The following is a 26,634-nucleotide window of genomic DNA, read 5'->3' as shown; positions in this document are numbered from 1 at the left end:
GCCGCTGCATCAGGGGTATCATCCTGACTATCATCGGCATGGTCAATATACGAGGCCTTACATTTCACAAAATCAGTATACTAACCCGATCATTGATCGGTTAATTATTTCGCGAGTGACCTAACTAACTGGACGGAGACGTGGAAGAATTTCTGCGCTAAATCCCGGACTGAACCTTTTATTATCTCACCTTCCTAACTGGCTAAATCTTAATTCATCGTAGCTTGTCATCTTGGCAGGCGACCTTTACAGGCGATAAACCTCACGCGCTATGTGGCTTATCGTGCCACCGTTAAGCGGTGTTGGCAAGCTTGTGGGCTGGTTGGTTTTGGCCGGATACCCGGCGTTGACAGGCTTTACAGGGCACAGGATAATTAGCGCTGGGCTTGTTGGGCGCCCGCCTCGCGAAAGTGATTCACCAATCGTATCTATAATCTGGCAAGCTTTGCTTGCATATCATCTCTGGCCGATAGCGAGTAGGTCACTGTATTGGAGGCGATATGCATACACCATCCCATTCCCCTGGTTCTTCCCCTGCGGTTGTCGAGTCGTTTTTGCGTGAGGCCAAAAGGCTGCAGCGCGCGGCATGCTCTGGCGACCTTGCTGACTGTTTGCCGGTTTTGCGGCGTTTGCTAGCCCAGCGGGTATTTACCGATGTGACCTTACCCCAGCTGCGCCGGCGGCAGGATTTAGTGCAACGCAAACATACGTTGCAGTTGCTAGCGCTTGAGGCGGGCTATATAAGTTGGGCTGAGTGCCGCAGGGCGCTTGAAGCGTTACCCTCTGAGCGGGCGGAGCAGTACAACCTGGCGTTGCGCTATGCGGGCTACCCCAACCATTGGTTTTCATCGCTGCAAGAGGCCAAGGCGTTTGCATCCCGGCACGGGGGCTACCCTTTGGCGTATGGCGGCCAAGGGGTTGTGGTGCCCATGCCAGTGACACGCAGTTTTTAGTGGTAGGCCTGACGCACTATATTGCTTAGCGCCCCGCGCGAGGCCAGGGCGGGCTAGGCGTTTATATAAGCGGCTAGCTCTTCTGGCGCTCCGGTGGGGAACACGACTTTTAGAAACGCTAAAAACGCTGACACACGGGCATTGAGTAGCCGGCGCGAGGGGTAAAGGGCCCAGAGTGCAATGTCGGGGCCGCCGGCGTCGCCCCAGCTAACGAGGCGGCCGGTAGCGAGATCGTGGCTGACCAGTGAAATAGGCAACATTCCGGCGCCGGCGCCAGCTCGCACGGCATCGCGCACCATAATCATCGACGATAACTGAACAGCCGGGCTTACCCCAAGGCGCATTGGCTCGCCAGCGGTGGTTACATCCCAAAATTGCGGTGGCGGCTGACGGGTACTGCGCATTACGGCTGGGGCCGGCTGATCGTCGCTCGGGCGTTTTAAGTTGGGGCTGGCTACCACCACAAGTCGGTCGCGCAAAAAAGTTCGCCCGTATAGGTTTTCATCGGTGTCGGGGTTTACCCGAATCACCAAATCGTAGCCTTCATCAACCATATCCACAGCGCGGTCGTCGGCGGTGACCTCTAGCTGCACCTCGGGGTATTTGACGGCAAACTCGGCGGCCAACTTCCCCATCGCGACCTGACTAAACAGCAGTGGGGCACTGATGCGCAACCTACCGGCGGGTTTTGCCGCGCCGCTCGCAATGGCGCTCACGGTTTCATCCAGGTCGGTCAGCAATACCCGGCTGCGCTCGTACAGGGCTTTGCCCTCTTCAGTCAGTGTGAGCGTGCGAGCGCCGCGCTCGACAAGCCTGAGGTTAAGGCGGCTTTCCAGCTCGGCTACCCGACGGGACAAGGTGGCCTTTGAGCGACCGGTTGACCGTGCCGCCCGGCCGTATCCGCCGTATTTGGCAACCAGATTGAAATCGGCAATAGCGAGTAGATCCATGGTGTTTCACCTGCGAGACAGTGCGTCTAAATCTATCATCTATCAGTATCAATTTGAAACAAATAAAGTGGGTGTCGTCAACAGACAACAACCCAACTTTTATCAGGAGTATTACCCATGACTATTCTCGTAACCGGTGCCACTGGCCGCGTTGGCCAACACGTCGTAAACCAACTCATCTCTCGCGGCGCTGAGGTGCGCGTGTTAACCCGCGACCCTGCTAAGGCAGCGTTTCCCAATCACGTGGAGGTAGTAAAAAGCGATTTGCTCGACATCGACTCACTGCGCAATGCGTTCAAGGGAGTGAGCAGCCTGTTTCTGCTGAATGCTGTTACGGGGGATGAATTCACCCAGGCTCTTATCACCCTGAACATTGCTCGCGAGGCAGGGGTTGAGCGAGTGGTCTACCTATCGGTGTTCGATGCCGATAAAGCGGTAAACGTGCCTCACTTTGCGGTAAAGTACGGCGCCGAACGTATGCTCGAGCAAATGGGCTTTAGCGCTACCATCCTGCGCCCGGCGTATTTTTTAGATAACGAGCACATGATCAAAGACGTGATCCTGGAGTACGGCGTTTACCCCATGCCCATTGGCGCAAAGGGCGTTGCCATGATCGACGTGCGCGATATTGCAGAGGTGGCCGCGCTGGAACTTATCCGCCGCGATCAAGCACCGGGCAAACGGCCGATTGAAACCCTTAACCTCGTCGGCCCCGACACACTCACCGGGCAGGACATAGCGGCCCTCTGGTCGGATACCTTGGGACGCCCGGTGACCTACGGCGGTGATGACCCAAGCCAGTTCGAGCAGAACATGCAGGCGCTTATGCCAAAATGGACGGCCTATGAAATGCGCCTGATGGCCGAGCGCTACGTCAGCCACGGGATGATTCCGGCGGCCGGTGATGTTAAACGCCTTACCGATATCCTGGGGCGCCCATTACACAGTTATCGCGAATTTACCGAAATGTGCCGGATTGGTTTAACTACTCAATCTTAAGCGTAGCGGCCCAGTCCTGCTGGGCTCGTTCATCGGCACCAGGCCTTACATGTCACACAAGGAAAATGCCTTTAAGTAAGGATAATTGGGGTCAGATGAAACTTATCTCGCCACGTCGAGTGTGTGCTTTTATGGTAGGGATCAGGACACCGACGACCGTTATTTTCTTTAACGACTTTCTCCGGTACTGATAAAACAGGGGCACAACGGCCCCTTAAAATATCGACACAGGTATAAGATTAAACCTGTTGGTACCTGCAGCCGTATTAAAGGTTCAGGTCTTTCGGCTCGTAAAAGTCAGGAGCAGGCCGGAAGGCAAAACTAATGGCGTGCCCGTGGCTTTTATAAGGAGCGGGCTTGCCCTCCACCTTTAAACCACACACTTGATGCCCGGGCAACACAGCAACTTGCGTCCAGCGTGAATTACGGTTTGAGTCTCCGAGCTTTCCACTTTTTGTACCGTCGCTTAGCTCGATATTAACGGCCATCAGTTCCCAATCCCAAAAGGTCTCAATACGCGATACCCAAACTCCGTTCGGAATATCAATGGTAGTCTGCTTGCCACCCTTTAGGTCACCAAAACCTAGACGCTTACCGTTGTCAAAAACAAAACCAAGGTAATCGATCTCGGTGCCGTGGCGAACGATCACCTGGCGGATGGAGGAGTCAGCCTCAACGCCTTTGTACATTTGATGATCCATCGCGCCGTGCTCGTTACCGTTTTGAAATATCAACCCCGTGCTAGGCCCAACCCAGTTCACCTCATTCATCTTGATTGGTTGAGTAACGCCTGACGATGGGTCTAGCGTTGACCACATCCGTGTTGGCTGCTCTACACCGATATGAGTGGCAGTTTCAAACCGATTTAAAGCCTGGAGGCGATAGAGACGGGCGTTGAGAATACTGTTATTGGATGAACGCCCGGTGTAGAAATCACTAAAACGCAAAATCTGCCGTGAGGTTTCATCTCGAACAAAATTACTTCGCCCATTGCCAAATAAATCACGCTCGCCTTCAACCACCTGTATAGCAGAGTCTCGTGCAGCCCTATCGGCAGGCAGCGCAGTGGTCAAAATGTAATCCTGATAGTCTTTAATTATCTTGGTTAGATTTTTGGCATAAACAGGCCGGTCTGCTTCTGCAATACCAATATCGTCAGGGAACATTACGGCCTCGCGGACCAGTATAATATTCAGTAACGCGAAATCCGTAATAAGCGCCAAGGAGCCGACCCGATAATTGCTCGCCAACAGGGCTCCGCGACGCTGATCAAACAAACTGATGCAATTTTCAAAATAACGCAGCCGCGACTCGGGGCTCTGCATTGAGTTGTAAGTGAGAAGGACCTCTTCAAACCCGGACAACTCCGCTTTGAGTTTTTCTTTGTCGTAATTTGCCAACTCCCCCCGAACCCAGTCGCGCATACGCTCGGCGGCATCGTCTATCATTTTCGCGACATCGGGCTCGACTTCTTCCCAGATCATGCCAATCAACCCGCCCAGTGCACCGCCAACAGACGGAATCTTACCGAGCGCCGCAATCACGACGCTTCTGGCTGCGTTGTTCACCTTTGGGTCGGTCATCATGGTGACCACATGGGATTCGGAGGCACCTGCCCACGGCAAGGACGTATACGCAACTTTTTCCGACTTACTAAACTCAACATCACGATTTGTGTCGACTAAAGCCGGCTCCACAATCCACTTCGACCAACCCCCGTCTAAACGAAGCCCGATCTTAATTTTGCTTCTGTCGATTTCTATCCGCACGGTCTTACCAGGAGCCATGTAGCCTTTTAAGCCATTCAGCGCATCGCCGTATAAGCTATCGTTCTCAGTGAAAATCCAAAAGAAACCTGACGATGTAGTATTGTTTACAAAGGTAAAAAGATTATTTTTCATAAGTTATCCGTTTAATGTAGGTCGCTATTCCCGAGTAATAGGATTAAAAACATCCTCAATACAAACATTCTATGCTCTTTACTTAGGGCTAGAACGAAGAAGCTTAGAGAGTCAATCTACGCTCACCGCTTCAGAGTGGTTGGGGATAGCACCACTCTTTCGGGCTGCATGTAAAACGTCAGGCACCTCAAAGCTGGACAATCAGCGACACTAAAGCAAAGCTAAACTGGGCACCATTACACGGTGTTACACCTCTCGAAAGACATCAAAATAAGGATAAGCGAGGTCAGAGAAACTTATGACACAAAAATCATCACGATGGCGACAGCCCCTTATTCACTGATGAGTGGGTTTCATCAATCATTCAGCCACCACATGATGACGCAACGATGCTCGATACCGAAGCTGGTGGTCACAATAGCCACAACCCCATATACTGGCGCCGCAAGTTTGGAAATCTAATAACGATATCTAAGGAGAGAAACCATGGGACCCTCCCGTATTGCCGGCATCCGACCGGTGTTTATCTTTTTGTTCACCCTTATTAGCATTCTATTACTGGCCAGCTGTGACGCAGCGGCACAGACATCCATACAAAAGGTCTCCAGCGTTGAGGGGATTACCGAATACCGGTTGGATAATGGCCTGCAAGTGCTGCTGTTTCCGGACCCCACGAAGGAAAATATCACCGTTAATGTGACCTACCATGTGGGCTCTAAGCACGAGAACTATGGCGAAACCGGCATGGCGCATCTGCTGGAGCATTTGCTGTTTAAGGGTTCGACCAACCACCCTAATATTCCCGACGAGCTGAGCCAGCGCGGTGCCCAGTCAAACGGCACCACCTGGCTGGATCGCACTAATTATTTTGAAACCTTCAGTGCCACCGGAGACAACCTGGACTGGGCGCTGGCGATGGAAGCCGACCGCATGGTCAACTCCTTTATTAGCGCGGATGATTTGCAATCGGAAATGACGGTGGTTTACAACGAGCTGCAGCGCGGCGAAAACAACCCTTTTAATGTCACTATGCAGAAGCTGCGCTCGGCAGCGTTTTTGTGGCACAACTACGGCAACAGCACGATAGGGGCACCCAGCGACCTGGAGAACGTTTCCATCGAAAAACTGCGCGCCTTCTATAAAACCTACTACCAACCCGACAATGCCACCTTAATTGTCGCGGGAAAAATCGATAGCGATAAAACCCTGAAAAAAATTGCGCAACACTTTGGCAGCATTGCCAAACCCAAGCGCACGCTGCCCGAGATGTACACCCGCGAGCCCGCCTCTGACGGCGAGCGCAGCGTCACCGTGCGCCGGGTGGGCGATACCCAAATTGCCATGCTGGGCTATCACACGCCGATGGCGGCACACCCGGACTCGGCGGCCTTAACGGTGCTGTCCAATATTCTCTCCGACCAGCCCCGCGGCCGCCTACATAAAGCGTTAATAGAACCCGGCATTGCTGCAAATGCCGGCGCTTGGAATGAGATTAAAGCCGACTCAAGCATGTTTATGGCGTTCGCCGTGTTAAATGCTGATCAGACGCTAGCGGCGGCCGAACAAACCCTGATGGCACAGCTTGAAGCTATGGCGCAAAACCCTATCACTCAGCAGGAGTTGGAGCGCGCCAAGCTCAGTATTCTTAATGGCTTTGATAAAAGCATGGAAGATACCCAGACAATTGCCATCCAGCTGAGCGACTGGCTGACCAATGGTGACTGGCGCCTGCGGTTTTTGCATCGCGATCAGGTGGAAGCGGTCAGCCTTAAGGATCTGCAGCGCGTGACCAGTGCCTATATCCAGCTTAACAATCGCACCTTGGGGCGTTTTATTCCCACTGACGACCCCCAGCGCGTGGAGCTGCCACAAGTAGCCAGCATTGACGCTATGCTTGAGGGCTATACCGGACGCGAGGATATTGTAATGGGCGAGGCCTTTGATCCCTCCTACGATAACATCGCCGCGCGCACCGAGTTTTTTACCATAGGCAAGAATATTCGTGTCGCTGCGCTGCGTAAGAAAACCCGTGGCGCGGGTGTGCGGCTTAATATTCAAATTAACTACGGCAGCCTAGAAAGCCTAACGGGTAAAGCCCGCTACGCCGGTCTTGTCGGTGACATGCTCGGTCGCGGCTCTGAGCAATACAGCCGAGAGCAGATGAAAAATGCCTTTGACCGTATCAAAACCTACGGCGGTTACGGCGCTAACTCGGGCGGCAGCTGGGCTTGGCTGGCCAGCAACCACGACAACCTGGTGGCGGGGCTGGATATTCTTGCCGAGGGCATGAAAAACCCCACCTTCCCGCAAAACGAGCTAGATCAACTGGTGCAAGCAAACCAGGCTAATATTGAATCGGCCCTAAGTCAGCCCCAAGCTCTGGCCAGCAATGTCGCCCACCGACGGCTATCGCCGGTGGGTAAAAACCACCCAAACTACGTGCGCACCTTTGAAGAACAGCTCGCACTATTGAAAAACGTAGAGCGCCAGCAACTGGTGGATTATCACCGTGAGTTTTTTGGTGCCGACCATATGTTGGTCACCATTGTGGGGGATTACGACCGCGAACAAGTAGTTACCGCTTTAGAAAAACACTTTGGTGATTGGAACACCGGCAAAGATTTTGAGCCTATTTTGCTGGACTACCAACCTATTGATACAACGGCCAAAACCATCGATACCCCCGATAAAGAAAACGGCGCTTTCGTTGCCGTTAATCTCTATAACCTGGATGTCTACGACGAGGATATGCCCGAGCTGGTACTGGGTAACTATCTGTTTGGCGGTGGCTTTATCAATAGCCGTTTGGCCACACGTCTGCGTCAGCAGGAGGGTTGGAGCTACGGCGCCGGCTCATCGTTTGAGCCCAACCATATGGCCCCGCGCACCGTGTTTTGGGGCTGGGCGATTGGCGGCCCAGAAAACCTCAATAACATCGAGCAAGGCTTTAAAGAAGAGCTGCAAAGGGTATTGGATAAAGGCTTTACCGATGAAGAAGTGCAAAGCGGCATCTCTGGTATTTTGCAAAGCGGTAAAGTGCAGCGCGCCGATGACGAACAGCTTGCACAGATGCTACAAAGGTTGATGTTCTACAACGAGACGCTAGCGCAACATAAGCAGTTCGAAGCAGAGCTGGCCGACAGTAGCGCTAAAGATGTCGAGAAGGCAATGAAACAGTACTTTTCACCCGACGAAATGCTTTACATTAAGGCGGGCGATATGAGTAAAGCCGCGGAGCAACCTCCTGCCGCGACCGCTCAGTAATGTTCGACGTGCCCGCGCCTCCCCGGCGCGGGCACCCGAAGATAAATTAAAAATGGGTTCAGAGAAGAAACCATCGGCGCCAGGCGTTGGATTTCACAAAGCACTATTGGGTTAACCCACTAACTAAGTAATGTGTTACTAAGTGCACTTTCTGGATTAATCGCTGAAGCACAGTCTGGATACCGTTCTCTGTGAGGTCACGGCGTATTTGCTAGTGCGCTCTTTGGTAAAGGTGCCTCTCACCAGATCGCTTAGTACTGATTCGCCCCGGCACCACACGCGTTGATACTCAAACTGCTCTTCGTGAAATGGCGAGCCACCAGCTTCATAAAAGTTAATCAATAAGCGGTAGGATACCACCAGAGGCTCCTCTGCGATGTCGGCAAGACCAATCCAAACGAGAGCCCTTCGGCCCATGCCTATCTGGGCCTTACCCGGTTTATACGCGGTATACATGATGGCACCCGAGCGCTCGAATAACTCCGCACCGATCCAAACATTGTCCAGCTGAGCGCTGTCGTCCGCATCGTAGGATATCTCTAGCACGGCGTGGTCGGGGGTCTCTTCACGCACAAGTACACTGGTGACGTTAATCTTCTCGCTACGTGATGGGATGATACGGCTATTGGAATCGAGAGGCTAAAGGGCGGGTTCGTATTTTTCTTGCAGCGGCGCCATGCTGTTAGCAGATTCAGACTGGGAATTTACAAAATAATAAATACCAACTGACATTGCCATTGCGGTAAACCCCACAAATGCAAAAATATAAACAGCGAGCTTACCGAGTATTCTCATTTTTATATAAACCTTCCAGGTTGGTTAAATCTAAAGATATCGTGCTTGCCATCCTTTAAGCGGGTTTTACAACCGATAGGCCTTAACACTATGAGGTAAATCGTGCCATGGTTGATCTTTATTGGCAACCGCCGAGAGGTGTATTATTCCAAGAGGAAAAGATTAATATACGTTTGGGGTTTTAGTAACGGCGGTAGGCTAGGGCACCGGGTTATTGGCGACGTGTTTTTGCGCCGAAGGTGATTGGCAACCAACAATAGCAGGGCTTGGTGAATGAGTCGATTATTCTGCAGCGCCTCGACCATAAAAAACGCGGCAGGCTTCTGGCTGATAATCTATCTCTGCAAAGTGCAGTAGAAATTCACCTCGATTTAGTAAATCGAGGTGAATAGGGACCAGATCAACGACTAGCGCAAAACCCCACCGAATTATTCGATTGCCCAGGCTGCAATGTGCCATTCCAATTTAATCCACTAACCGCAAGTGTGCTGCCACTCTGGCTCCAGTTGGCGCCCCATAAACTGCTGATGACGCCTTCTACTTCAAGCTCAAGGTTCCAGGTTTGTGGCTCGGCACTGGTATTGGTTAGCACGAGGTTTGCGCAGTATCCGCTACCCCAATCTGAATTAATTGCAACGTCGGATGTAACGATAGGCTCTGGCTCCTGGACTTCAGGTGCCATGTAGCTGAACGCAGCAAAGGGGTAGCTCGCCGGCGCCTGGTAGCTGCCCATAGGTTCAAGCTGCGTTGAGTAAAGAAGAGCAGTGTCATTGTAAACACTGGAGGCCAACAGCTTGCCCTGTTGAATATCCAGATCCCCCAAAGCCGAACCCGTATCAACTGAGTCAAGCAGCTGACCTGACGCATCAAACTTGCTTAACACACCGCTCCAGGCAGCCAGATAAATAACGCCGTCCGCGTCAGCGGCAACCGCACGAGACGATGATGTATGGCCGAGATCGAGACTGGATATTATCGACATATCCTGTGGATTAATTACCAGTAAATCACCATAAGTGTTGGTAAGCCCATACAGCAGGCCATCTTCACCCATGGTTAAATCGATAAACTCATACTCTGGCAAAAAACGCTCGGCAACTGCCAAGTTGGCGGTAAACCGCACAATACCTTGTGCTGCGCCACCGGTGCCGGTACTCATATCGCCCACAAAAATGTAATCCTCGGTTGCCGCGATACCACCGTATGAAACATTATTAGCGATTGACCAACCTTCATATTCGGCGTGCTGCCAATCGCTACCGTCAAACACGCTTAATGTCGGTGTAAAAATACCGTTGAATACTGCAATTTTTGTCTCCGATATCGCAATAATATCCCGCGCCGCACTCCCCTGAGTGGTTACGGGGATCCCAATCGTATCTAAAAGCTCGCCGGAATAAGCATAACGGTAGATGGTATTGTCAGCCGAAACAAGAATAGAATCCTGTTCTGACCCGGAAGTTACTTCGCTCGTAAGTGTTGTAAAAGACAGATCTTGCGGCTGCTCGATACCGTCTTTAAACAGAGCGCCATCACTGTAAGAATCGCTATAGCTATAAGCGACGTTAAAGGATGGATTAGCTTCAGAGTGGATGGCAAAAACGTAAGGCTGATCGACTGTTAGCTCAACTCTTTCGACAAACTCAAACGTCACTTCAGTTGGGCTTCCCCCACCCATGTTGCAGCCAGGGCCCTCGGAAAAATTAAAACAGTCTTCAAGGTACAGCGGCTCTGTTTGTGCAATAACGGGATTGCCGACATCCTCCGAGTGCAGAGTCAGGTACACATCTGCTCCCGGTAGATTACCTCCGGCATCCAGCATATTCAGCCGAACCGCCTTTAAATCGCTGGCTGATGGCGTAAATGATTGCGCTATAGAGTAAAAACTAATGCTGGTACTCGCATCGATAGCCGTTTGCTTTTGATCGGCCTCCAGAGCACTGACCGGCGCAACAACACTGGCAACCACAATAGCCGAGCTAAGGGTGAAAATATTTTTCATTGTAGAGTCCTTTTTGAGTATTTTTACTCATAGGGAGGCTTAAGCACGACTTTCAGTATCGGCCGCTTACTAAATGACATGAGAAAATGCTTATAACCCAGTCACACGATTAACTGGCACGAAAATCTGACTGTACGCACTTGTAAGGAGGTATAGAACACGAGGTAAGCTGAAGCGGTTCCATGCTTCCTATCGATAACCCTATGAGGGGGTAATGTGCCTAATTTTGTAACCTTTGTCTAGCATACGTAGGTTCTTATTTGACTCTAATCACCACATTCTCTTTGCGCGGATGCGGTTAATATACCGTATAATCCAAATGACTTTATTATCCTAATAAGCTAAAAGAGAAAACAATTAAGGCATCACGGAATGATTAAAAACCTGTTTACCACAGACCTTTATATAAAAATAAAAAAGAATCAGTTTGAGGCCAAATGCCTTTCCAGCGATGGTCGCTGGGAAAGCGCCCGACCGGCCAAACCATTCTCTACTGAGCGCTTGTTGGTGGGAAGCTTCTCGGCGGCAGAGCCGACTCTAAAAAGCTTGGTGAAAAAAGTTACGCCCCGCGGGATTATTAAAAAGAGTCCGCGAGTGGTTATTCAGCCGCTGGAGTATTTAGAGGGCGGTTTATCTGAGGTAGAAGAGCGGGTATTTAAAGAGTTGGCCTTAGGCGCCGGTGCGTTTAAAGTGGTATTGCACACAGGCGCTGAGCTAACCGATGCCGGTGCCTGCGCACTATTGGATAAAGCGTAACCGGCAAACCTTTACGATTATTCCATTTAACCCACGGAAGGTATCCCATGAAATTTTTACGCTATTTATTTGCCTGTAATACCGTTAAGTACGACGGTGTCCGACCGATTAATATTTATCTGATGCGAGCCTTGTACGGACTAATGCTGGTGGTACTGGGTCAGGAGGTGCGGGGCGAAATTCTAAACCACGCGGGACCGTGGGATCCGGAAGAGGCGGTAGCCTGGTGTGTGTGGGCGGCGTTTTCGTCATTATCGTTACTGGGTTTGTTTCATCCGGTAAAGATGATTCCAATACTGTTATTAGAGATTTTTTACAAGGTTTTGTGGCTGGTGATTGTGGCACTGCCACTGTGGCGCTCTGACACATTAGCCGGCTCTGACGCGGAGGATATTACCGTGGGTTTTATGTGGGTGCTGTTACCCATAATTGCAGTACCGTGGGGCTATGTGGTCAGACGCTACCTGTTAGGGCGAAAGCTCGATCAGGCAACGTGAACAGGTTCAAATTTTTTATCATGCAAAATTTTAAGATCGCGATGAACTGACAATCTCGTGCGAAAAATTTACCAAACACCTGGAAAAGCTAGCGTAAATTTTGCAAAGCCAGTAAATAGACCCGCATCGAATCGAGTGAAAACAAGCACTTACAAAACCGGCACGATTCATGCCCTAGTACTTACAGACCTTTTTAATGTCTATTTTAACTTGCTAGGAGTCTATTATGAAGTTTGTGAAACAGTCGCTATTAAGTGTTGTTATTGCCGCCGGCCTTGCCACAACCGGTGTACAGGCCGCGAATGAATCTACCCAAATGCCTAAAGCGCCCACCTCTATGCCCGAGCAAACAGCCCCGGCCATGGATGTAAGCGATGAGCAAGTGGGCGATTTTGTGGAAGCCTATGTGGCGGTACAAACGCTGAACCAGGAGTACGCCACCAAGTTGCAAGCCTCGACCGATGACCCGGAAAAATCGCAAGAGCTGCAACAGGAAGCTCAAACAGAGATGACCTCGGCCATTACCGAGACGGGTTTAAGCCTGGACGAGTACAAACAAATTGCCCTGGCCGCCAACCAAAGTGAGCAGCTGCGCCAGCGTATTTCTATGAAGATCGAAGAGACCACCACGGCCTCTGACAGCTAAGCACTGTTAAGCGCTTACTACCGCGGGCAAAGCCCGCGGTTTGCTTTTGCCTTTATTGCCCCCTATAGCGCCCAGTCGCCCCCCCTGCAAAACACAAGATTATTACGGCTATAAGGCGTAGTATTTGCGCCATGACCACGACCATTGCCACCACTTATATACCCGAATCGCACCCCGAGAACAAAGCAGGTATCAGTTGCAGTAACTGCAAGGCCTGCTGCTGCCGCCTAGAAGTCATGCTGATTAGCGACACGGGCGTGCCCGAACGACACATCGCCGTCGATGAATGGGGCGGTGAGACCATGCGGCGGCTAAACGATGGCTGGTGCTCGGCGCTGGATCGCGAGACCATGCTGTGTACCATTTACGAAAACCGCCCGTGGATTTGCCGCGAGTTTGCAATGGGCTCTTACGAGTGCCTGACGGAACGCGGCGAGGGCATATGACTATAAGCCGCCCACACAATAAACCATAAGGATGACTTTGATGACCGTAACGCTTCGTATATTGACCTTATCGCTCGGGCTGATTAGCGCCGGTATTACACAGGCAAACGACTTTCACTGGCCTCAGGGGCAAAAGGCGGCGGTGAGTTTATCGTACGATGACACCTTAAACAGCCAGTTGGATAACGCGATACCCACGCTTAATAACTACGGGGTGCGCGGCTCTTTTTATTTGATGGTGGCCTCGCCGGTGCTTGCCGGGCGCATAGATGAATGGCGGGCGGCGGCCCAAGCGGGGCACGAGCTGGGTAACCACACCATTTATCACGCCTGCTCACGCAGTAAACCAGGTAACGATTGGGTTAAACCCTACAACGATATGGACAAACGTGTGGTGGAGCAGATGCACGACGAGATCGTCGTCACCAACAGCGTGCTGCACGCCATTGACGGCAAAACCGAGCGCACCTTTACCCCGCCCTGTGGCGATGTAGAAACCAGCAACGGTAACTATATTCCAGCGGTGCGCGACTTGTTTGTTGCCATTAAGGGCGACGACGAGCAATTGCCAGATAACTTTGCCACGGTGGCACTGCCCAACGGCCAGAGCGGAGATGAGCTAATCGCCTACGTGCAGCAAGCCGCGCAGCAGCACCAACTGATTAACATCATTTTTCACGGTATCGGCGGCGATCACCTAGCGGTATCGAGCGAAGCCCACGAAGCTTTGGTTAAATACCTCGCTGACAACCAAGATACCTATTGGAGCGACACCTACCTAACCATAATGACCCATGCGAAAGGACAGCTAGGCCTGTAACCGGCCGGCTTACCGTTAAAACCTAATTGCCAAGCCCGGCCGGGGCGGTACAACCAATTGCTGACAGCGGCAATTGGTTGTTTTATAATCACCCACCCCCTATGCCAACCCGTTAAAATGCGATGATTCAGCCGGCCTCATTTTTTAGCTCTATCGCACCCGTTAAAACCTTTAACGAGGCGGCGCCATCGGGCCTGGCACGACCAGCACTTAAGGCCGCTTCGCCGGTCATTGAACGTATCGAACGGCCCGCGCCAAGCCGGATAACCGAACACGACAACCGCGACCCACAGAGCCCGGAGCCGAGCCCGCAAGCGCGCGACTTTATCGATACGATATTAACGGATGGTCAATTTTTACCCCTGACAGGCTCAGAGCCACCGCCGTTTAAGCAACAGGCGGGCTCGCACAGTGGCAGCAACCAAAACCACTCTTTAAGCGACCCAAATTCGCGGAGATCAACCGATATAAGCGCCGTGCGCGCCGCCGCCGAGGCATGGCAACAAGCCGCGCCAAACAGGCTGGACAGCACCGGCTTGCCACCGGGCATAACCACTTATTTAACGGTACAAACCGGTGGCACACCGGCGCTTGGGTTATCGCTGTTTGCCTAAATTACCCACTACCAATATCAATAGACAATAAAAAGCAGGATGCCCCATGACAGAGTACGAGATCGTTTATCTATCCAGTGAGTATTTAAACCGCACCTGGGAGGTGATGCAGTTTTGGGCCAGCGTATCTTTTGGGTTTATTGCGTTATCGCACTTAGGAGCCAAACATTTAAACTGGTTAACCACGTGTATCGTCACCACACTCTACATTGTCTTTACGTTATTTGTGATGAATATCTTTAGGGTGAACGGCGAGGTGGGCGATGGCTTTTTAACCGAGTTAAAGGCGCTGGAAAATTTAGGGCCAGGCGCGCAGGCGATTGTCGCATCGGCCCCCACCGCCCTTGGGATGGCAGCGATTATCTCAACGTTTTTTGGTTTGTTTATCGCCAGCGTGGCGTTTTTATGGCTTAGCTTTTGGCGCGTTCGAAAAACGGCCTAGCCGAACTCGTTTGTGTTTGCCGAGGCGCAAATACGCCAAAGCACTGGCGTACATAAGGCACGTTTTTTATTAGCCGATAACTTAACGTGCAGCCGATAACAGTAAAGCTTATCACGGCTAATAGCTCGACAACCGGACCTAACTGCAAATCGTGTAGCCAGTAAACAGCCAATACAATTAAGCTTTGATGCATTATGTAATAGCAGTAAACCGCACGATTTGCCGATTGCATAACACGGGACGGTCGGGCTAAGTAGGCGCAGGCGTAACCCACCACGGCCATAATCCAAAACCAACTATTGGCGGACCACACGGCGCCGCGCACGGTGCCCTCAACTGGTTGAAGTAATGGCAGATATTGACCAAGCTCGCCGCCTTGCCGATAAAACAAAACACAGGTAAAGCTGCCCGCTGCCAGCAACAATGACACCAATCTAAGCGCTTTAATGGCCTCCCACAGGCGCGTGGTACGCACCAACGCAAACCCCAGCAGAAACACGGTAAAATAGCGAGCGTGATTACTCCAGTCATCCACCAGTTTATGGGTGGTGGGAAAGCGCTCCCACAGCCATTCACCCAGCGCGAAAAATACCAATACCGGGCCGATCAGCAAAATTGCTAACGGCATTTTACGGGCAACAGTGTTAGCGACCTGCACCACGGGTTTGAGCTTAAGCAGCGGATACATCAGCCATATCACCGCAATATAAACGAACAAATAGGGCAGGTACCAGAGGTGGTTCCAGATTACGTTCGATCCCGCAAAGCGCAAGTACACGGGTGGGAGCGCGTCCCCAAAGCCTAAGGGAAACCCGAGGTAATGACGCCAGAAGCTAAGGTACGTCATATCGGGTATGGCCCCGGCCATTTTCGACTGCACATACGCCTGGGGCGCAACAATCACTAAACTGCCAAAAGTAAGGGGGAACAGCAATTTTCGCGCACTTGCCATCAAAAAGCCCACACCATTGTCGCGATGCAACTGATACGATATGGCAGCCCCACTGATCATAAACAGCAGCGGCATCCGCCACTGATTGGACCAGAGCATCAATGGCTGCAATGCCTCACTCTGGTAAGCACTTTTAATATGCCAACCCCAATCAGCTACGTAGGCCATTCCCACGTGATATAAAATCAATAAAGCAAAAGCCACTACCCGTAGCCAATCTAACTCATAACGGCGCCGCTCGGCCCAATGTTGCTGAGAATCCAAAGTGCTCATGTTTTTACCCTGAAAAAAGCGTGTACACTAATTGCGGGGCGCCATACCCTTTGCGGTGGACCTTCCAGCTCTAGTGCTACGCGTTGACTGTCGAACTATTGTGCTGCGAGCCCAAACCAATATGTACCGCTAAGTGATTGATTTACTTAGCACTGTGATAAACGGCAGCACACAGGGACGAAACCATAGGATCTTTGCGTGGATAACACTCAGCCTTTGCAGACAAGACTCAAACAACACCTTCTTGCGCACCAACGCGGCTGGGCCGTCAGCCTTTTATTAGGCTGGGCTCTGGTAAATACCCTGCTGTTAGCAACGAACGAAATCATGGAGGCGCGCCGTGTTGGCCACTCTTTAGCAGCTTGGGAGCCTTTGGTGTGGGAGTCATCCAGTATCTTGATGATTCTTTTATGCATCTGGCCGATCGTGCACCTTCGCAATACGCTGCAACAACGTTTTAACTTACCGGCACAACTGGTAATACACATCCTACTGTCATTAGTTTTTTCAGTGGTGCATGTGAGTGGGATGGTGGCGTTACGTGAGCTGGCCTATCAACTAATGGGTTACGATTATCATTTTGGTGAGGTGGGTTACGAGTTTCTGTACGAATACCGCAAAGATGCCATGACCTACGTTATTATTTTGCTGGTTACAGGCAGTTACCGATTTATTGTGCACCGCCTACAAGGTGAAGCGAGCTATGTGGACACAAGCGAGAACTCGTCCGAGCCCTTGCCAGATCGGTTGTTAGTAAAAAAGTTAGGTAAGGAGTTTTTGATTGCGATAAGTGATATCGCCTGGATTGAGGCCGCCGGCAACTATGCCAATTTACACGTAAGAGACAGCGTTTACCCTATGCGTACCACCATGGCAGCACTTGAGCGACAGCTACCCGCCGGGCAATTTCGGCGAGTGCATCGCTCCAGCATCGTAAATATTAATAGCGTCAGCCACATCCAGCCAAACGACAGCGGTGATTACACCCTACATTTACACAGTGGTAAATCTTTAGTGTTATCACGGCGGTATCGGGATGGGTTTAGATCTTCCCTAAGTTGATAAGCACGGTTAGGGGTTTGGCTCCGCTCCAAACCCCGTAACAACCCTAATGCGTTAGCCGGCTTTTACCCCCGCCTCTATGCGTTTACCAATATCGGCGTCAATGTTTTTCCAGTACTCAAATGCGCGCTCTAACACCGGCGGACTCACGCCATCTAACAAGTGCCCAACCACGTTATTGACCAGCCGCTCGCGGGCGGCATCGTCCATAACATCATTGATCAGGGTGCGAGGCTGGCTAAAGTCGTCGTCATCTTCGCGCAGGGTATAGGCTTGGCGTACCAAGTCACCTTCGCCACCCCAGGCCTGCTCGGCGGGGTACTCTTCAGGTTGTGCGCTGGGGCCGCCTTTGCTGTTGGGCGCGTACACCGGGTCAGATACATTTTGCACGCGCATAGCACCGTCTTTGCTGTAGCTGTGCACGGGCGAGCGCGGGCTATTGACCGGTATTTGTTTGTAGTTAACCCCCAACCGGTGGCGATGCGCATCGGCGTACGAGAAGATCCGGGCCATCAGCATTTTATCGGGGCTAATACCAATGCCCGGCACCAAACTGTTGGGCTCAAAGGCGGCTTGCTCGATTTCGGTGTGATGATCGGTTGGGTTGCGGTTGAGGATGAACTTACCCACCTCAATCAACGGATAATCTTTGTGCGGCCACACTTTGGTTAAATCAAAGGGGTTAATGCGGTAGGTTTCACCCTCGGAAAAAGGCATTACCTGAACCATCATGGTCCAGCTAGGATGATCGCCGCGCTCGATGGCCTGATACAGATCCCGGGTGTGGTAGTCACCATCGCTGCCGGCCATTTTGTCGGCCTCCTCCTGGGTGAGGAAGTCGATACCCTGATCGGTTTTAAAGTGGTACTTAACCCAAAACTTTTCGCCCTGAGCGTTAACCCATAAATACGTGTGGCTAGAGTAGCCGTTCATGTGGCGCCAGGATTTGGGAATACCCCGATCCCCCATCAGCCAGGTGACCTGGTGGGCCGACTCGGGCGACAAGGTCCAAAAATCCCACTGCATATCGTGGTCGCGCAGGTTGGTGTCGGCGCGGCGCTTTTGCGAGCGAATAAAATGCTGAAACTTCATCGGGTCGCGAATAAAAAATACCGGGGTGTTGTTGCCTACTAAATCGTAGTTGCCTTCATCGGTATAAAATTTTAGGGCAAAGCCACGGGGGTCGCGCCAGGTATCGGGGCTGCCGCGCTCACCGGCGACGGTCGAGAACCGGGCCAAGGTGTCGGTTTTGGCCCCAGGCTGAAATACGCTAGCTTTTGTAAACTTGCTTACATCGTTTGTAACCTGAAAGTAGCCAAAGGCACCACTGCCTTTAGCGTGTGGTTGTCGCTCGGGGATACGCTCGCGATTAAAATTAGCCATCTGCTCGATCAGGTAGTGATCTTGCAAAGCTATGGGGCCATTGGGCCCGATGGTAAGTGAGTGCTCATCGCTGGATACGGCGATGCCCGCATCGTTAGTGGTGGGTTTGGGTTTATTGGGGTCGCTCATGATTGGGCTCCTTGCTAGCACGGTTTAAGTCGTACTAAAGCAGCATAATTTGTTCCAACCCTTTAATAAGCATGTTTTGGCGGCGGCAGAGCTTGGGCGGTTACGCCTGAGTTGCCCCCAGTATGACCGCCGAAAACAGCGCCCAGTCATTAATGACGTGGGCGCCAAATGATGTCCATAGGTTTTTGGTTTTGATATACGCCAGTGTCAGTACCAAACGGGCACTGCCAATAATGATAATGCACTGCAGCCAGTTCCACTGGTAGGTGGGTAAGTGCAGCATGCCAAACATTATGGCGGTAAGTAACCACGCAAGCGTTACAGCGGGCAGCAGTTTCCAGTGCAGTACCCTGGTACATAATTGCACAATCGCCAAAAAGGGCAGTATGGTGATCAACTCTTCGCCCATTAACTGGGGAATGGTTTTAATAAAAAACATAGCCCGGTGGGGGCTGTCCATAGCTAGCAGCATCTCAATGGCGGCATTGGGCTTTACGGCTAAAAAGTTTTGCACTAGCAAGGCTACTACTAAGGTAACCGCTAAATTAGCCAGCGCAATCAACACCATCCAGCCCACATCTTTTAAGGTTACCTTAAAAAACAGTGCACGCCAGTGGCTGCCGGCCACCAACGCCAAACCGATAAGCGACAACAACACAAACAACAGTGGCGGCACTATTTGCGAGCTAATGTCGCCGTAAAAAGGTAAAGAGCTCGTAAGCCCCGCAAAACCTAGCGCCACTAGCACCAATACCAATGCCCAACCGCGAGCCGAAATTGCCACTGGCTTATTGTTATAAAAAGGATAATCGCGAGCGGCAAGTCGTGATGTTTGCTGTTTTACCTGGGTGGGGTCCGATTCGGCAGTTTGCATTGCGGTACAGTCCTTAGTGGCAAATGGTTTACAGCGTAGTAAGGGTAAGTCGGCGAATACAACTAATAATTATAGCAGAGGAGGGCCGGAAAACTCGTTAAAGGACGGCTTAAGAAAATCAAGATAACGTTAAACAGACGGCCGTGGGAGGCTGATGTTGCAGCAAATCCGTTGCTGCAACGGGCAGGTAAAATGGTATGGTTAACCGCGCGCTTTAAATTCGCGAATCAACTTGTTAAAGCTTTCGGCGTACTCTTCCAGGCTTTTCACCGCATCTTTCTGATCGCTGCGAGACATACCCGAACAACCCAGATATTCCTCCATCGCCTTAACGTAAGCTTTAACCTCGTTATTGGCTTTTACCATTTGCGCGGTAACCGCCGTGGCCGGATCAGGGAAGGCGGCAGGTTTGGCAGGCTCACTGCACGCCTGGCTGTAGCCCGACAGGGTTAAAAGTGCAACTAACGAACTGCTCAGTAAAAGTTTTTTCATGGTTCTGATCTCTTTTACAATTTTCTAACATAACGGCACCCGGTAAGCCGGGCACCTCATTAAATTTTAAAACGACCGACCAGCTCGGACATTTGTTTGGCCATTTGCGCCAGATTAGCGCTGTTAGCCGTAATACGGCTGGAGCTTTCGGCGGTGCTAATGGCCACACCCGATACGCTGTCGATGTTGACCTCGATCTGTTGGGTGGCGGCGCTTTGTTGCTCGGAGGCGGCGGCAATCTGATTGGTGCGATCGCGAATTTCGCCGACGTATTTGGTGATGTCTTCCAGTGAGTCGGTGGCCTCGTTAGCCCGGCTTACCGAGGCATTGGCCTGGCTGGTGCCGGCGGTCATCATCTCTACCGCTTTGGCCGAGCCGGTTTGCAGGCGTTCGATCATTTCTTGAATTTCGGTGGTAGAGCTTTGCGTGCGCGAGGCCAGGGTGCGTACTTCATCGGCCACTACCGCAAACCCGCGACCTTGTTCACCGGCGCGAGCGGCCTCGATCGCGGCGTTAAGCGCGAGCAGGTTGGTTTGCTCGGCAATGCCGCGAATCACATCCAGCACGGTGCCGATGGCTACGGTTTCCTGACGCAGACGATCAATCACCTCAGAGGCGGTTTTAATATCGGTCGACAGGTTCTGAATTTGGCTCATGGTGTCGTGCACGATCTCTTTACCGCCCATGGCGACTTTATCGGCTTGCAAAGAGTTGTCGGCGGTTTCGGCCACGCGCTGGGTGACATCGGCCACTACGCTGGACATCTCTTTAATGGCCGTAACAATCTGCTGGATATCCGATTGCTGCGAGGTAATCGAGCGCTCGTTCTCTTGCGATAGTTGCGACAGGATATTGGCGCTTTCATCCACCTCGGCGGCGGTTTCGGCCACGTTGCCAATAATGTTTTGCAGGCGCTCGACAAAGCGGTTAAAGCACGCGGCCAGTTCGCTGATCTCATCGGTGCCTTCAACGGGCAGGCGGCGGGTTAAATCGCCCTCACCTTCCGAGATATCGCGCAGCGCGCGCACCACATTATTAACCGGTTTAACAACGCCGGCCTGCACCAGATAAGCAAGGCCTGCGGCGATGGCGCTAATAACGATCACCAGCCAAATGGCGTCTTTGATGGAGCTGGACACAACGGCATCAAGCTCGGCCAGATCGACCTGAAAAGAGATCATGCCGACCTTAGCTCCGTCGGATTTAATGGTCTCGGTAATGATGAGGGCGTTTTCCGCTTCAACCACGCCATCGGCATTGGGGCGCGAGGGTAGCCCGGCTGGCATTTTGCCTTTGTCGGCGCGGGAGTACCACGCAAAGGGCTCGCCGTTGGCATACACTACCGCACCCAGTACCCGTGGGCTTACGTTAAGGGCGACTAACGAGGCGCCTACGGTCATGTCATCATCAAAAGTGATGGCGCCGATGCTGGCCTCCCCAAGCACCTGAGCAAGGGTGCGCGTGTCATTGATGATGGTGTCTTCTACGGTGCTGATACCGGAGCGGACGGTGACAAACGTAGTCACGAGTACGGCGGCGATACAGGTCAGTGTGACACTGAGCAGGATCTTCCATTTAAGCGATAAATTTTTCACGATGCCCTCGACTGGCTATGCGTTATTGACTCTATTTTTAATCGGGCGCGCCCATCCGGCACCAACACAAATGCAGTATAATGCGCCAACTTACAAATTCCGAGTGCGATCAAAGCAATCGATCAAGTAATTTGTTATAAAAATGTCGCCATCTCTTGGTTTCGTCTATATCCCGCTGGGGAGCCCTGACAGGTGATGCCAAACTCCATGGCCGTAAGACGTCATCGGCCAATCTCGCGTAATCTTTATATTAAATATGATTAATGCGGTGAATCATTGGGGGGGGCAGCAAATAGCGTGGTTAACGGATGCAGACCCGCCACCGGCTGACCGGTAACGATTGGCGGCTCCGCCGGAGGGTAAGATGGTAGCGCCCGGGTTAACGGGCACCCCGTCGGCCACGGTTACCCGTGACCTTGGCGAATGACACCGCCCGGGAGGCTTATTTAGTGTCCGAGCTGGCGAATAAAGGCATCGATCGCTTTATCGACTTTGGCGATACGCTCGGCATCGGTCTCGTTGGGGTCGGTAAACAACTCCATCGCCGCGCGCCACTCGGTGCGCAAACTGGCGGGGTTAATCACCCGCAGCACCAGGGTACCGGCCTCATAGTCGGCCTGTTGCATCAGAGAGGGCGAGATATCGTAGCGCTCTATTAACTCCGACTCGCTAACTGAGTTGCCCACAATAATAGTGGCCGCCAGTAAATAGTCGGCGCCGCTACTGACTTTGGGGTGGCCGCTCGCAGTTAGGTCACGCTCCAGAGTATCGCGAAGATGCTTGATGGTAGATTCTTTAATACTGTGCCCGGTATCGGCCAGTACTTCAATCTCACCCAGCCAGTTGTAGCTCTCGCCCGGTAAAAACTCAAACCCCGGTTCGCGCACACTTACCAACGAGCTGGTGTAGCGCGGGGTGACCGGCTCGGTGGTGGTACAGGCTAGCGTCGCCAGCAGGGTGAGCGCCAGCGTGACGGATGTGAGTAGGCGCGACTTTATGCTGTGCGCTAGGGTGACGTTAAACCGGGTCATGGAGACATCCTATAGTTGTCGGTAGCGGGGGTTACTTTACACTTACAAAACCTTGGCTGGGTGTGGCGTCTCGGCCCAGATAAAAAATTCGCGATTGCCATCGCCGCCGGTAATGGGGCTATCGAAGTAATCGTGCACTGCACAGCCAAGCGACTGGTACAACGCGGTAATTTGCTGTTTAACCTCAAGGTATAGCGCGGCGTCGCGAACAATACCCTTTTTGCCAATACCGCTTTTGCCTACTTCAAACTGGGGCTTTACCAGGCAAACGAACTGTCCGCCGGGCCTTAACAGTGGCACTAAACCGGGCACGATTAGCGCTTGTGAGATAAACGAGACGTCCATTACGATCAAATCAAAACCACCGGGGGCTTGCTGCTGCAACTCACCGATGGGCAATTGGCGGGCGTTAATACCCTCGTAGTACACCACCCGAGGGTTTTGCTTTATGGCATCGGCTAGCTGATCGCGCCCGACATCAATGCCCACCACCTTAGCCACGCCCGCCTGAAGTAAACAATCGCTAAAACCACCGGTAGACTGGCCAACATCCAGCGCCGTCGCGCCAGTAACCGACAAACCACAGTAGTTGAGCGCGCCGGCGAGCTTTAAGCCGCCGCGCGACACATACCGGGTTGCATCACTGGCGAGCAAACGCAACGGTTGCCCCGGCCCACACTGAAAGCTTGGTTTAGTGTGAGCCACCCACTGACCATTTAGGTAGACTTCGACATTGCCGGCTTTAATAAGCTGTTGTGCGAGCGAGCGGGTAGCAACCAGGTTTTGCGTTACCAGCTCTTGGTCAAGCCTAGCCATAGGGCGTATATATCCTGTTACTGTTTACTCTTGGTTATAAAATAGACGCCGCTGATCTCCGGATACTCGACTGGCCGAATCACGTAACCACCGCCGTGGTTGATCTGAAACTGAATTTTCTCTTCCCCTAACGAAATCACCTGGCCGCTGATGGTTTTACCACTAACGGTTTCGATATAAAGATCTTTGTGGGTGTGGTTTGCCAGGTTATCGACCGCCACATACACTTTTTTGTCGCGGTGCAAATTAATCTCGATGTCTTTTTCATCGACCGGTGTTTTAGAGGCAATATAGCGCGTCTTCCAGCTGCCAGCCTGATCACTGGGAAGCTTGTTGATATCCAGCTCGACCGGCGCCTGGCTATTTACCTTTGCGGTTAGCGTGAAATCGCCAAACAGCGCAAAGGGCCTTTCGGCATCTACATTGGCGGCGCTAACCGAGCCATTGGCGTCGGCCTCAAGAGAAAATGTATCTGAGTTCTGCAAAAAGCGCTGGTACAACTCTAGGGTCTGGGGGCCAATTTCTAAGCCCTGCAGGCGCCAGGCATCTTGCCAATCCTGCAGCTGCCCCGCCAGTAATTGCGCGGCTTGCTGCTGCGTCTCGGTTTCGCAGTAAGATAAAACCTTATGATTTAGCCCTAAATCTTTATAGTCGACACTAAAATTTAACAGGGTGGCCTGTGACGCGGCAGAGACGATGGCCGGCATCGAGCGTGAGGCGGCGCCAAGTGAGACCTCGGCATTTATCTCCGAGCGGTACATGTCAGTTACATCCTGTGAGAACTGAATATTTACCTGTTGCCCGCCACCAATCACATCGTAGTTAAGCCTGGCCGAGTTTAAATCAATATGGCTATAGCCGACGTTAATCCACTCATTACTGGCAATGGCATTACCATCGCCACAGGTAGGCGTGGCAATGGTGGGTAAATCGAGCGGATTGGCCGAATTATCACTGATAAACGATATAGGCAGCCGCACCCCTTCAAACACCAGCCCAAGCTTAGCGGGCAAAAACTGATGCTGAAGATCGTTGAGTACATCGTGCACTGCAAAAATGCTGCCGGTGACAATTGCGACTTTATCGACACTTACCGACAGGTAGCTGGCGGGGTGCTGCAGAAAAATGCCTTCGACTTTAATCTCGCCGCCAAAGGTAACTTCGGCATTTTTATAGTCGAACTCGACCCCAAACATTTGCAGTTGGCTTGAGAGCTGATCGACGTTTTTATCCAACTGATAGCTGTAATACAGCTTACTGCCCACCACAAATACGAGCAGCGCGGCCGGTATCCCTATTAAGAACTTCTTCATCCTTGCTCCTTAGCGAATTTATTGTGCTGTGCCGCGCTATTCTACCGTAACGGATTTGGCCAAATTACGTGGCTGATCGACATCCGTGCCTTTGATAATGGCGACGTAATAGGATAATAACTGCAAGGGCAGGGTATACACAATCGGCGCCATCCACGGGTGGGTATGGGGCAGGTTAATAACCCGCATACTGCTGTCGGAGATAAACCGGGCATCCCTGTCGGCAAATACGTACAGCAAGCCGCCCCGGGCGCGCACCTCTTCGACGTTGGACTTAAGTTTTTCCAGCAGCTCGTTATTGGGGGCGACCACTACGATGGGCATATCTTCATCAATCAGTGCCAGTGGGCCGTGCTTTAACTCGCCGGCGGCGTAAGCCTCGGCGTGGATGTACGAGATCTCTTTAAGCTTAAGCGCCCCCTCCATCGCAATCGGGTATTGGTCGCCACGGCCTAAAAACAAGGTGTGTTGTTTGTCGGCAAAATCTTGTGCGAGCGTTTCGATCTCGCCCGCCAACAGTAAAGTCTGCTCAAGCTGATCGGGGAGCGACTTTAAGGCGGCAATCATTTCTTCTAGCAAGAGTGCGTTTAGGTTTTGATGCTGGCCAATCGAGAGCACCAACAGCGCCAGGCCCACCAATTGCGTGGTAAAGGCCTTGGTTGAGGCAACGCCAATCTCTACCCCGGCGCGGGTCATAAAGGCCAGATCCGACTCGCGCACCAGCGACGAGGCGCCCACATTGCAAATGGCCAGAGTTGCTAAATAACCACTGTGCCGCGCCATACGCAGCGCGGCTAGGGTATCGGCGGTTTCCCCTGACTGCGAAATAGTGACCAGTAAACTGCCCTCGGGCACGATGGGCTTGCGGTAGCGATACTCGGAGGCAATCTCGACCGAGCAGGCAATACCGGCCAGAGACTCCATCCAGTAGCGCGCCACCATCGCCGAGTGATAACTGGTACCACAGGCGACTATCTGAACGTGCTTTACCTGAGCAAAAATCTCGGATGCCTGTGCGCCAAACGATTGCTCCAGCACGTGATCGTCCGCTAGGCGAGACTCCAGCGCGTTGCGCACTGCCTGAGGCTGATCGTAAATTTCTTTGAGCATAAAGTGGCGATACTCGCCTTTATTACCGGCATCGTAACTGGCGCTGGACTCTTGTGCCGGGCGATCTACCCGCTTGCCGCTGGCGTCTTCTATCACCACCTCGGTGCGGGTAATTTCAGCCACATCGCCTTCTTCCAGGTAAATAAACTGGCGGGTAACCGGCAATAGCGCTAACGAGTCCGAGGCGACAAAGTTTTCGCCAATACCCAGGCCAATCACCAGGGGGCTGCCGGAACGGGCCACCACCATCCGGTCCGGTTGGCGACTATCAATTACCACAGTGCCATAGGCGCCGCGCAATTGCGCCACCGCTTTTTTAACCGCCGCCATCAATGAGCTGGTTTCTTTTAGACAGGCGTGAATCAGGTGCACAATTACTTCTGTGTCGGTATCGGACTCGAAAATGTAACCGGCCTGTTGCAGCTCGGTGCGCAGTTGCTCGTGGTTTTCGATAATACCGTTATGCACCACGGCAATTTCATCGTGGCTGATATGCGGGTGGGCGTTGCGCTCGCTGGG

At 52.2% G+C, this 26,634-nt stretch carries 25 protein-coding genes; 11 read left to right on the top strand and 14 right to left on the bottom strand.

The annotated features are described in order from the left end of the window. Positions 1-500 precede the first annotated feature (500 nt). Complete coding sequence (locus AAC019_RS15540; protein ID WP_339900093.1) at positions 501-953, top strand: hypothetical protein; 453 nt, start codon at positions 501-503, stop codon at positions 951-953. Positions 954-1,006: 53 nt separating this feature from the next. On the opposite strand, the gene AAC019_RS15535 is transcribed toward AAC019_RS15540, so the two are convergent. Continuing rightward, positions 1,007-1,903: a LysR family transcriptional regulator gene (locus AAC019_RS15535; RefSeq protein WP_339900091.1), complete on the bottom strand. Its 897-nt coding sequence runs from the start codon at positions 1,901-1,903 to the stop codon at positions 1,007-1,009. Between the two features lie 117 nt (positions 1,904-2,020). On the opposite strand from AAC019_RS15535, the gene AAC019_RS15530 reads away from it, so the two are divergent. Then, complete coding sequence (locus AAC019_RS15530; RefSeq protein ID WP_339900090.1) at positions 2,021-2,902, top strand: NmrA/HSCARG family protein; 882 nt, start codon at positions 2,021-2,023, stop codon at positions 2,900-2,902. Between the two features lie 266 nt (positions 2,903-3,168). Here the strand turns inward: AAC019_RS15530 and AAC019_RS15525 are convergent, their stop codons facing one another. Then, positions 3,169-4,803 carry an insecticidal delta-endotoxin Cry8Ea1 family protein gene (locus AAC019_RS15525; RefSeq protein ID WP_339900089.1) on the bottom strand — a complete coding sequence of 545 codons (1,635 nt, stop codon included), beginning with the start codon at positions 4,801-4,803 and terminating at the stop codon, positions 3,169-3,171. Positions 4,804-5,289: 486 nt separating this feature from the next. Here AAC019_RS15525 and AAC019_RS15520 point away from each other — a divergent pair, with 486 nt between their 5' ends. Next, positions 5,290-8,067 (top strand): pitrilysin family protein, encoded by a 2,778-nt coding sequence (locus AAC019_RS15520; protein WP_339900087.1) that lies wholly within the window; start codon positions 5,290-5,292, stop codon positions 8,065-8,067. A 156-nt stretch (positions 8,068-8,223) separates the two neighbouring features. Here the strand turns inward: AAC019_RS15520 and AAC019_RS15515 are convergent, their stop codons facing one another. From AAC019_RS15515 to AAC019_RS15505, 3 genes are all read right to left on the bottom strand, one after another. Continuing rightward, on the bottom strand, positions 8,224-8,640 hold the full coding sequence (locus AAC019_RS15515) for a hypothetical protein (protein WP_339900086.1): 417 nt from the start codon (positions 8,638-8,640) through the stop codon (positions 8,224-8,226). A gap of 66 nt (positions 8,641-8,706) precedes the next feature. Next, a complete protein-coding gene (locus AAC019_RS15510; protein WP_339900084.1) occupies positions 8,707-8,862 on the bottom strand; it encodes a hypothetical protein in 156 nt (51 codons plus the stop codon). Between the two features lie 400 nt (positions 8,863-9,262). Beyond that, a complete protein-coding gene (locus AAC019_RS15505) occupies positions 9,263-10,864 on the bottom strand; it encodes a cellulose binding domain-containing protein (RefSeq protein WP_339900082.1) in 1,602 nt (533 codons plus the stop codon). A 372-nt stretch (positions 10,865-11,236) separates the two neighbouring features. On the opposite strand from AAC019_RS15505, the gene AAC019_RS15500 reads away from it, so the two are divergent. From AAC019_RS15500 to AAC019_RS15470, 7 genes are all read left to right on the top strand, one after another. After that, entirely contained in the window at positions 11,237-11,620 is a 384-nt protein-coding gene (locus AAC019_RS15500) for a hypothetical protein (RefSeq protein ID WP_339900080.1), read from the top strand. A gap of 47 nt (positions 11,621-11,667) precedes the next feature. Beyond that, entirely contained in the window at positions 11,668-12,117 is a 450-nt protein-coding gene (locus AAC019_RS15495; RefSeq protein WP_339900079.1) for a hypothetical protein, read from the top strand. Positions 12,118-12,343: 226 nt separating this feature from the next. After that, positions 12,344-12,763 (top strand): DUF4168 domain-containing protein, encoded by a 420-nt coding sequence (locus tag AAC019_RS15490; protein WP_339900077.1) that lies wholly within the window; start codon positions 12,344-12,346, stop codon positions 12,761-12,763. A 131-nt stretch (positions 12,764-12,894) separates the two neighbouring features. Continuing rightward, complete coding sequence (locus tag AAC019_RS15485; protein WP_339900076.1) at positions 12,895-13,209, top strand: YkgJ family cysteine cluster protein; 315 nt, start codon at positions 12,895-12,897, stop codon at positions 13,207-13,209. A gap of 40 nt (positions 13,210-13,249) precedes the next feature. Beyond that, positions 13,250-14,029 carry a polysaccharide deacetylase family protein gene (locus AAC019_RS15480; protein ID WP_339900075.1) on the top strand — a complete coding sequence of 260 codons (780 nt, stop codon included), beginning with the start codon at positions 13,250-13,252 and terminating at the stop codon, positions 14,027-14,029. A 122-nt stretch (positions 14,030-14,151) separates the two neighbouring features. Next, positions 14,152-14,643, top strand: coding sequence for a hypothetical protein (locus AAC019_RS15475; protein WP_339900074.1), 492 nt, complete (start codon positions 14,152-14,154; stop codon positions 14,641-14,643). A 46-nt stretch (positions 14,644-14,689) separates the two neighbouring features. Continuing rightward, on the top strand, positions 14,690-15,085 hold the full coding sequence (locus tag AAC019_RS15470; RefSeq protein ID WP_339900073.1) for a hypothetical protein: 396 nt from the start codon (positions 14,690-14,692) through the stop codon (positions 15,083-15,085). Here AAC019_RS15470 and AAC019_RS15465 read toward each other — a convergent pair. Next, the gene (locus AAC019_RS15465; RefSeq protein ID WP_339900071.1) at positions 15,054-16,310 is read right to left on the bottom strand and encodes an acyltransferase; all 1,257 of its coding nucleotides are present in this window, start codon (positions 16,308-16,310) and stop codon (positions 15,054-15,056) included. The genes AAC019_RS15470 and AAC019_RS15465 overlap by 32 nt on opposite strands. Before the next feature lie 198 nt (positions 16,311-16,508). Between AAC019_RS15465 and AAC019_RS15460 the strand changes: the two genes are divergently transcribed. Then, complete coding sequence (locus AAC019_RS15460) at positions 16,509-17,372, top strand: LytTR family DNA-binding domain-containing protein (RefSeq protein WP_339900070.1); 864 nt, start codon at positions 16,509-16,511, stop codon at positions 17,370-17,372. Between the two features lie 54 nt (positions 17,373-17,426). On the opposite strand, the gene AAC019_RS15455 is transcribed toward AAC019_RS15460, so the two are convergent. The 8 genes from AAC019_RS15455 to glmS all read right to left on the bottom strand — a co-directional run. Continuing rightward, entirely contained in the window at positions 17,427-18,884 is a 1,458-nt protein-coding gene (locus tag AAC019_RS15455) for a catalase (RefSeq protein WP_339900068.1), read from the bottom strand. A gap of 100 nt (positions 18,885-18,984) precedes the next feature. After that, positions 18,985-19,758: a CPBP family intramembrane glutamic endopeptidase gene (locus AAC019_RS15450; RefSeq protein WP_339900067.1), complete on the bottom strand. Its 774-nt coding sequence runs from the start codon at positions 19,756-19,758 to the stop codon at positions 18,985-18,987. Between the two features lie 201 nt (positions 19,759-19,959). Then, a complete protein-coding gene (locus AAC019_RS15445; RefSeq protein ID WP_339900066.1) occupies positions 19,960-20,250 on the bottom strand; it encodes a hypothetical protein in 291 nt (96 codons plus the stop codon). Between the two features lie 59 nt (positions 20,251-20,309). Beyond that, positions 20,310-21,845 carry a methyl-accepting chemotaxis protein gene (locus tag AAC019_RS15440; RefSeq protein WP_339900064.1) on the bottom strand — a complete coding sequence of 512 codons (1,536 nt, stop codon included), beginning with the start codon at positions 21,843-21,845 and terminating at the stop codon, positions 20,310-20,312. Positions 21,846-22,291: 446 nt separating this feature from the next. After that, a complete protein-coding gene (locus AAC019_RS15435; protein WP_339900063.1) occupies positions 22,292-22,876 on the bottom strand; it encodes a hypothetical protein in 585 nt (194 codons plus the stop codon). Between the two features lie 42 nt (positions 22,877-22,918). Next, positions 22,919-23,692 (bottom strand): TlyA family RNA methyltransferase, encoded by a 774-nt coding sequence (locus AAC019_RS15430; protein ID WP_339900062.1) that lies wholly within the window; start codon positions 23,690-23,692, stop codon positions 22,919-22,921. A gap of 17 nt (positions 23,693-23,709) precedes the next feature. Further along, positions 23,710-25,005 (bottom strand): hypothetical protein, encoded by a 1,296-nt coding sequence (locus AAC019_RS15425; protein ID WP_339900060.1) that lies wholly within the window; start codon positions 25,003-25,005, stop codon positions 23,710-23,712. 36 nt (positions 25,006-25,041) lie between these two features. Beyond that, positions 25,042-26,634: glutamine--fructose-6-phosphate transaminase (isomerizing) (gene glmS, locus AAC019_RS15420; protein WP_339900059.1), on the bottom strand; the 1,593-nt coding region annotated here is incomplete at its 5' end.

The sequence above is a fragment of the uncultured Gilvimarinus sp. genome (assembly GCF_963975215.1).
In the GTDB taxonomy this organism is placed as follows: domain Bacteria; phylum Pseudomonadota; class Gammaproteobacteria; order Pseudomonadales; family Cellvibrionaceae; genus Gilvimarinus.
Note: the sequence above shows the minus strand (reverse complement) of the source record. Positions and strands in the feature narration are given on the sequence as shown.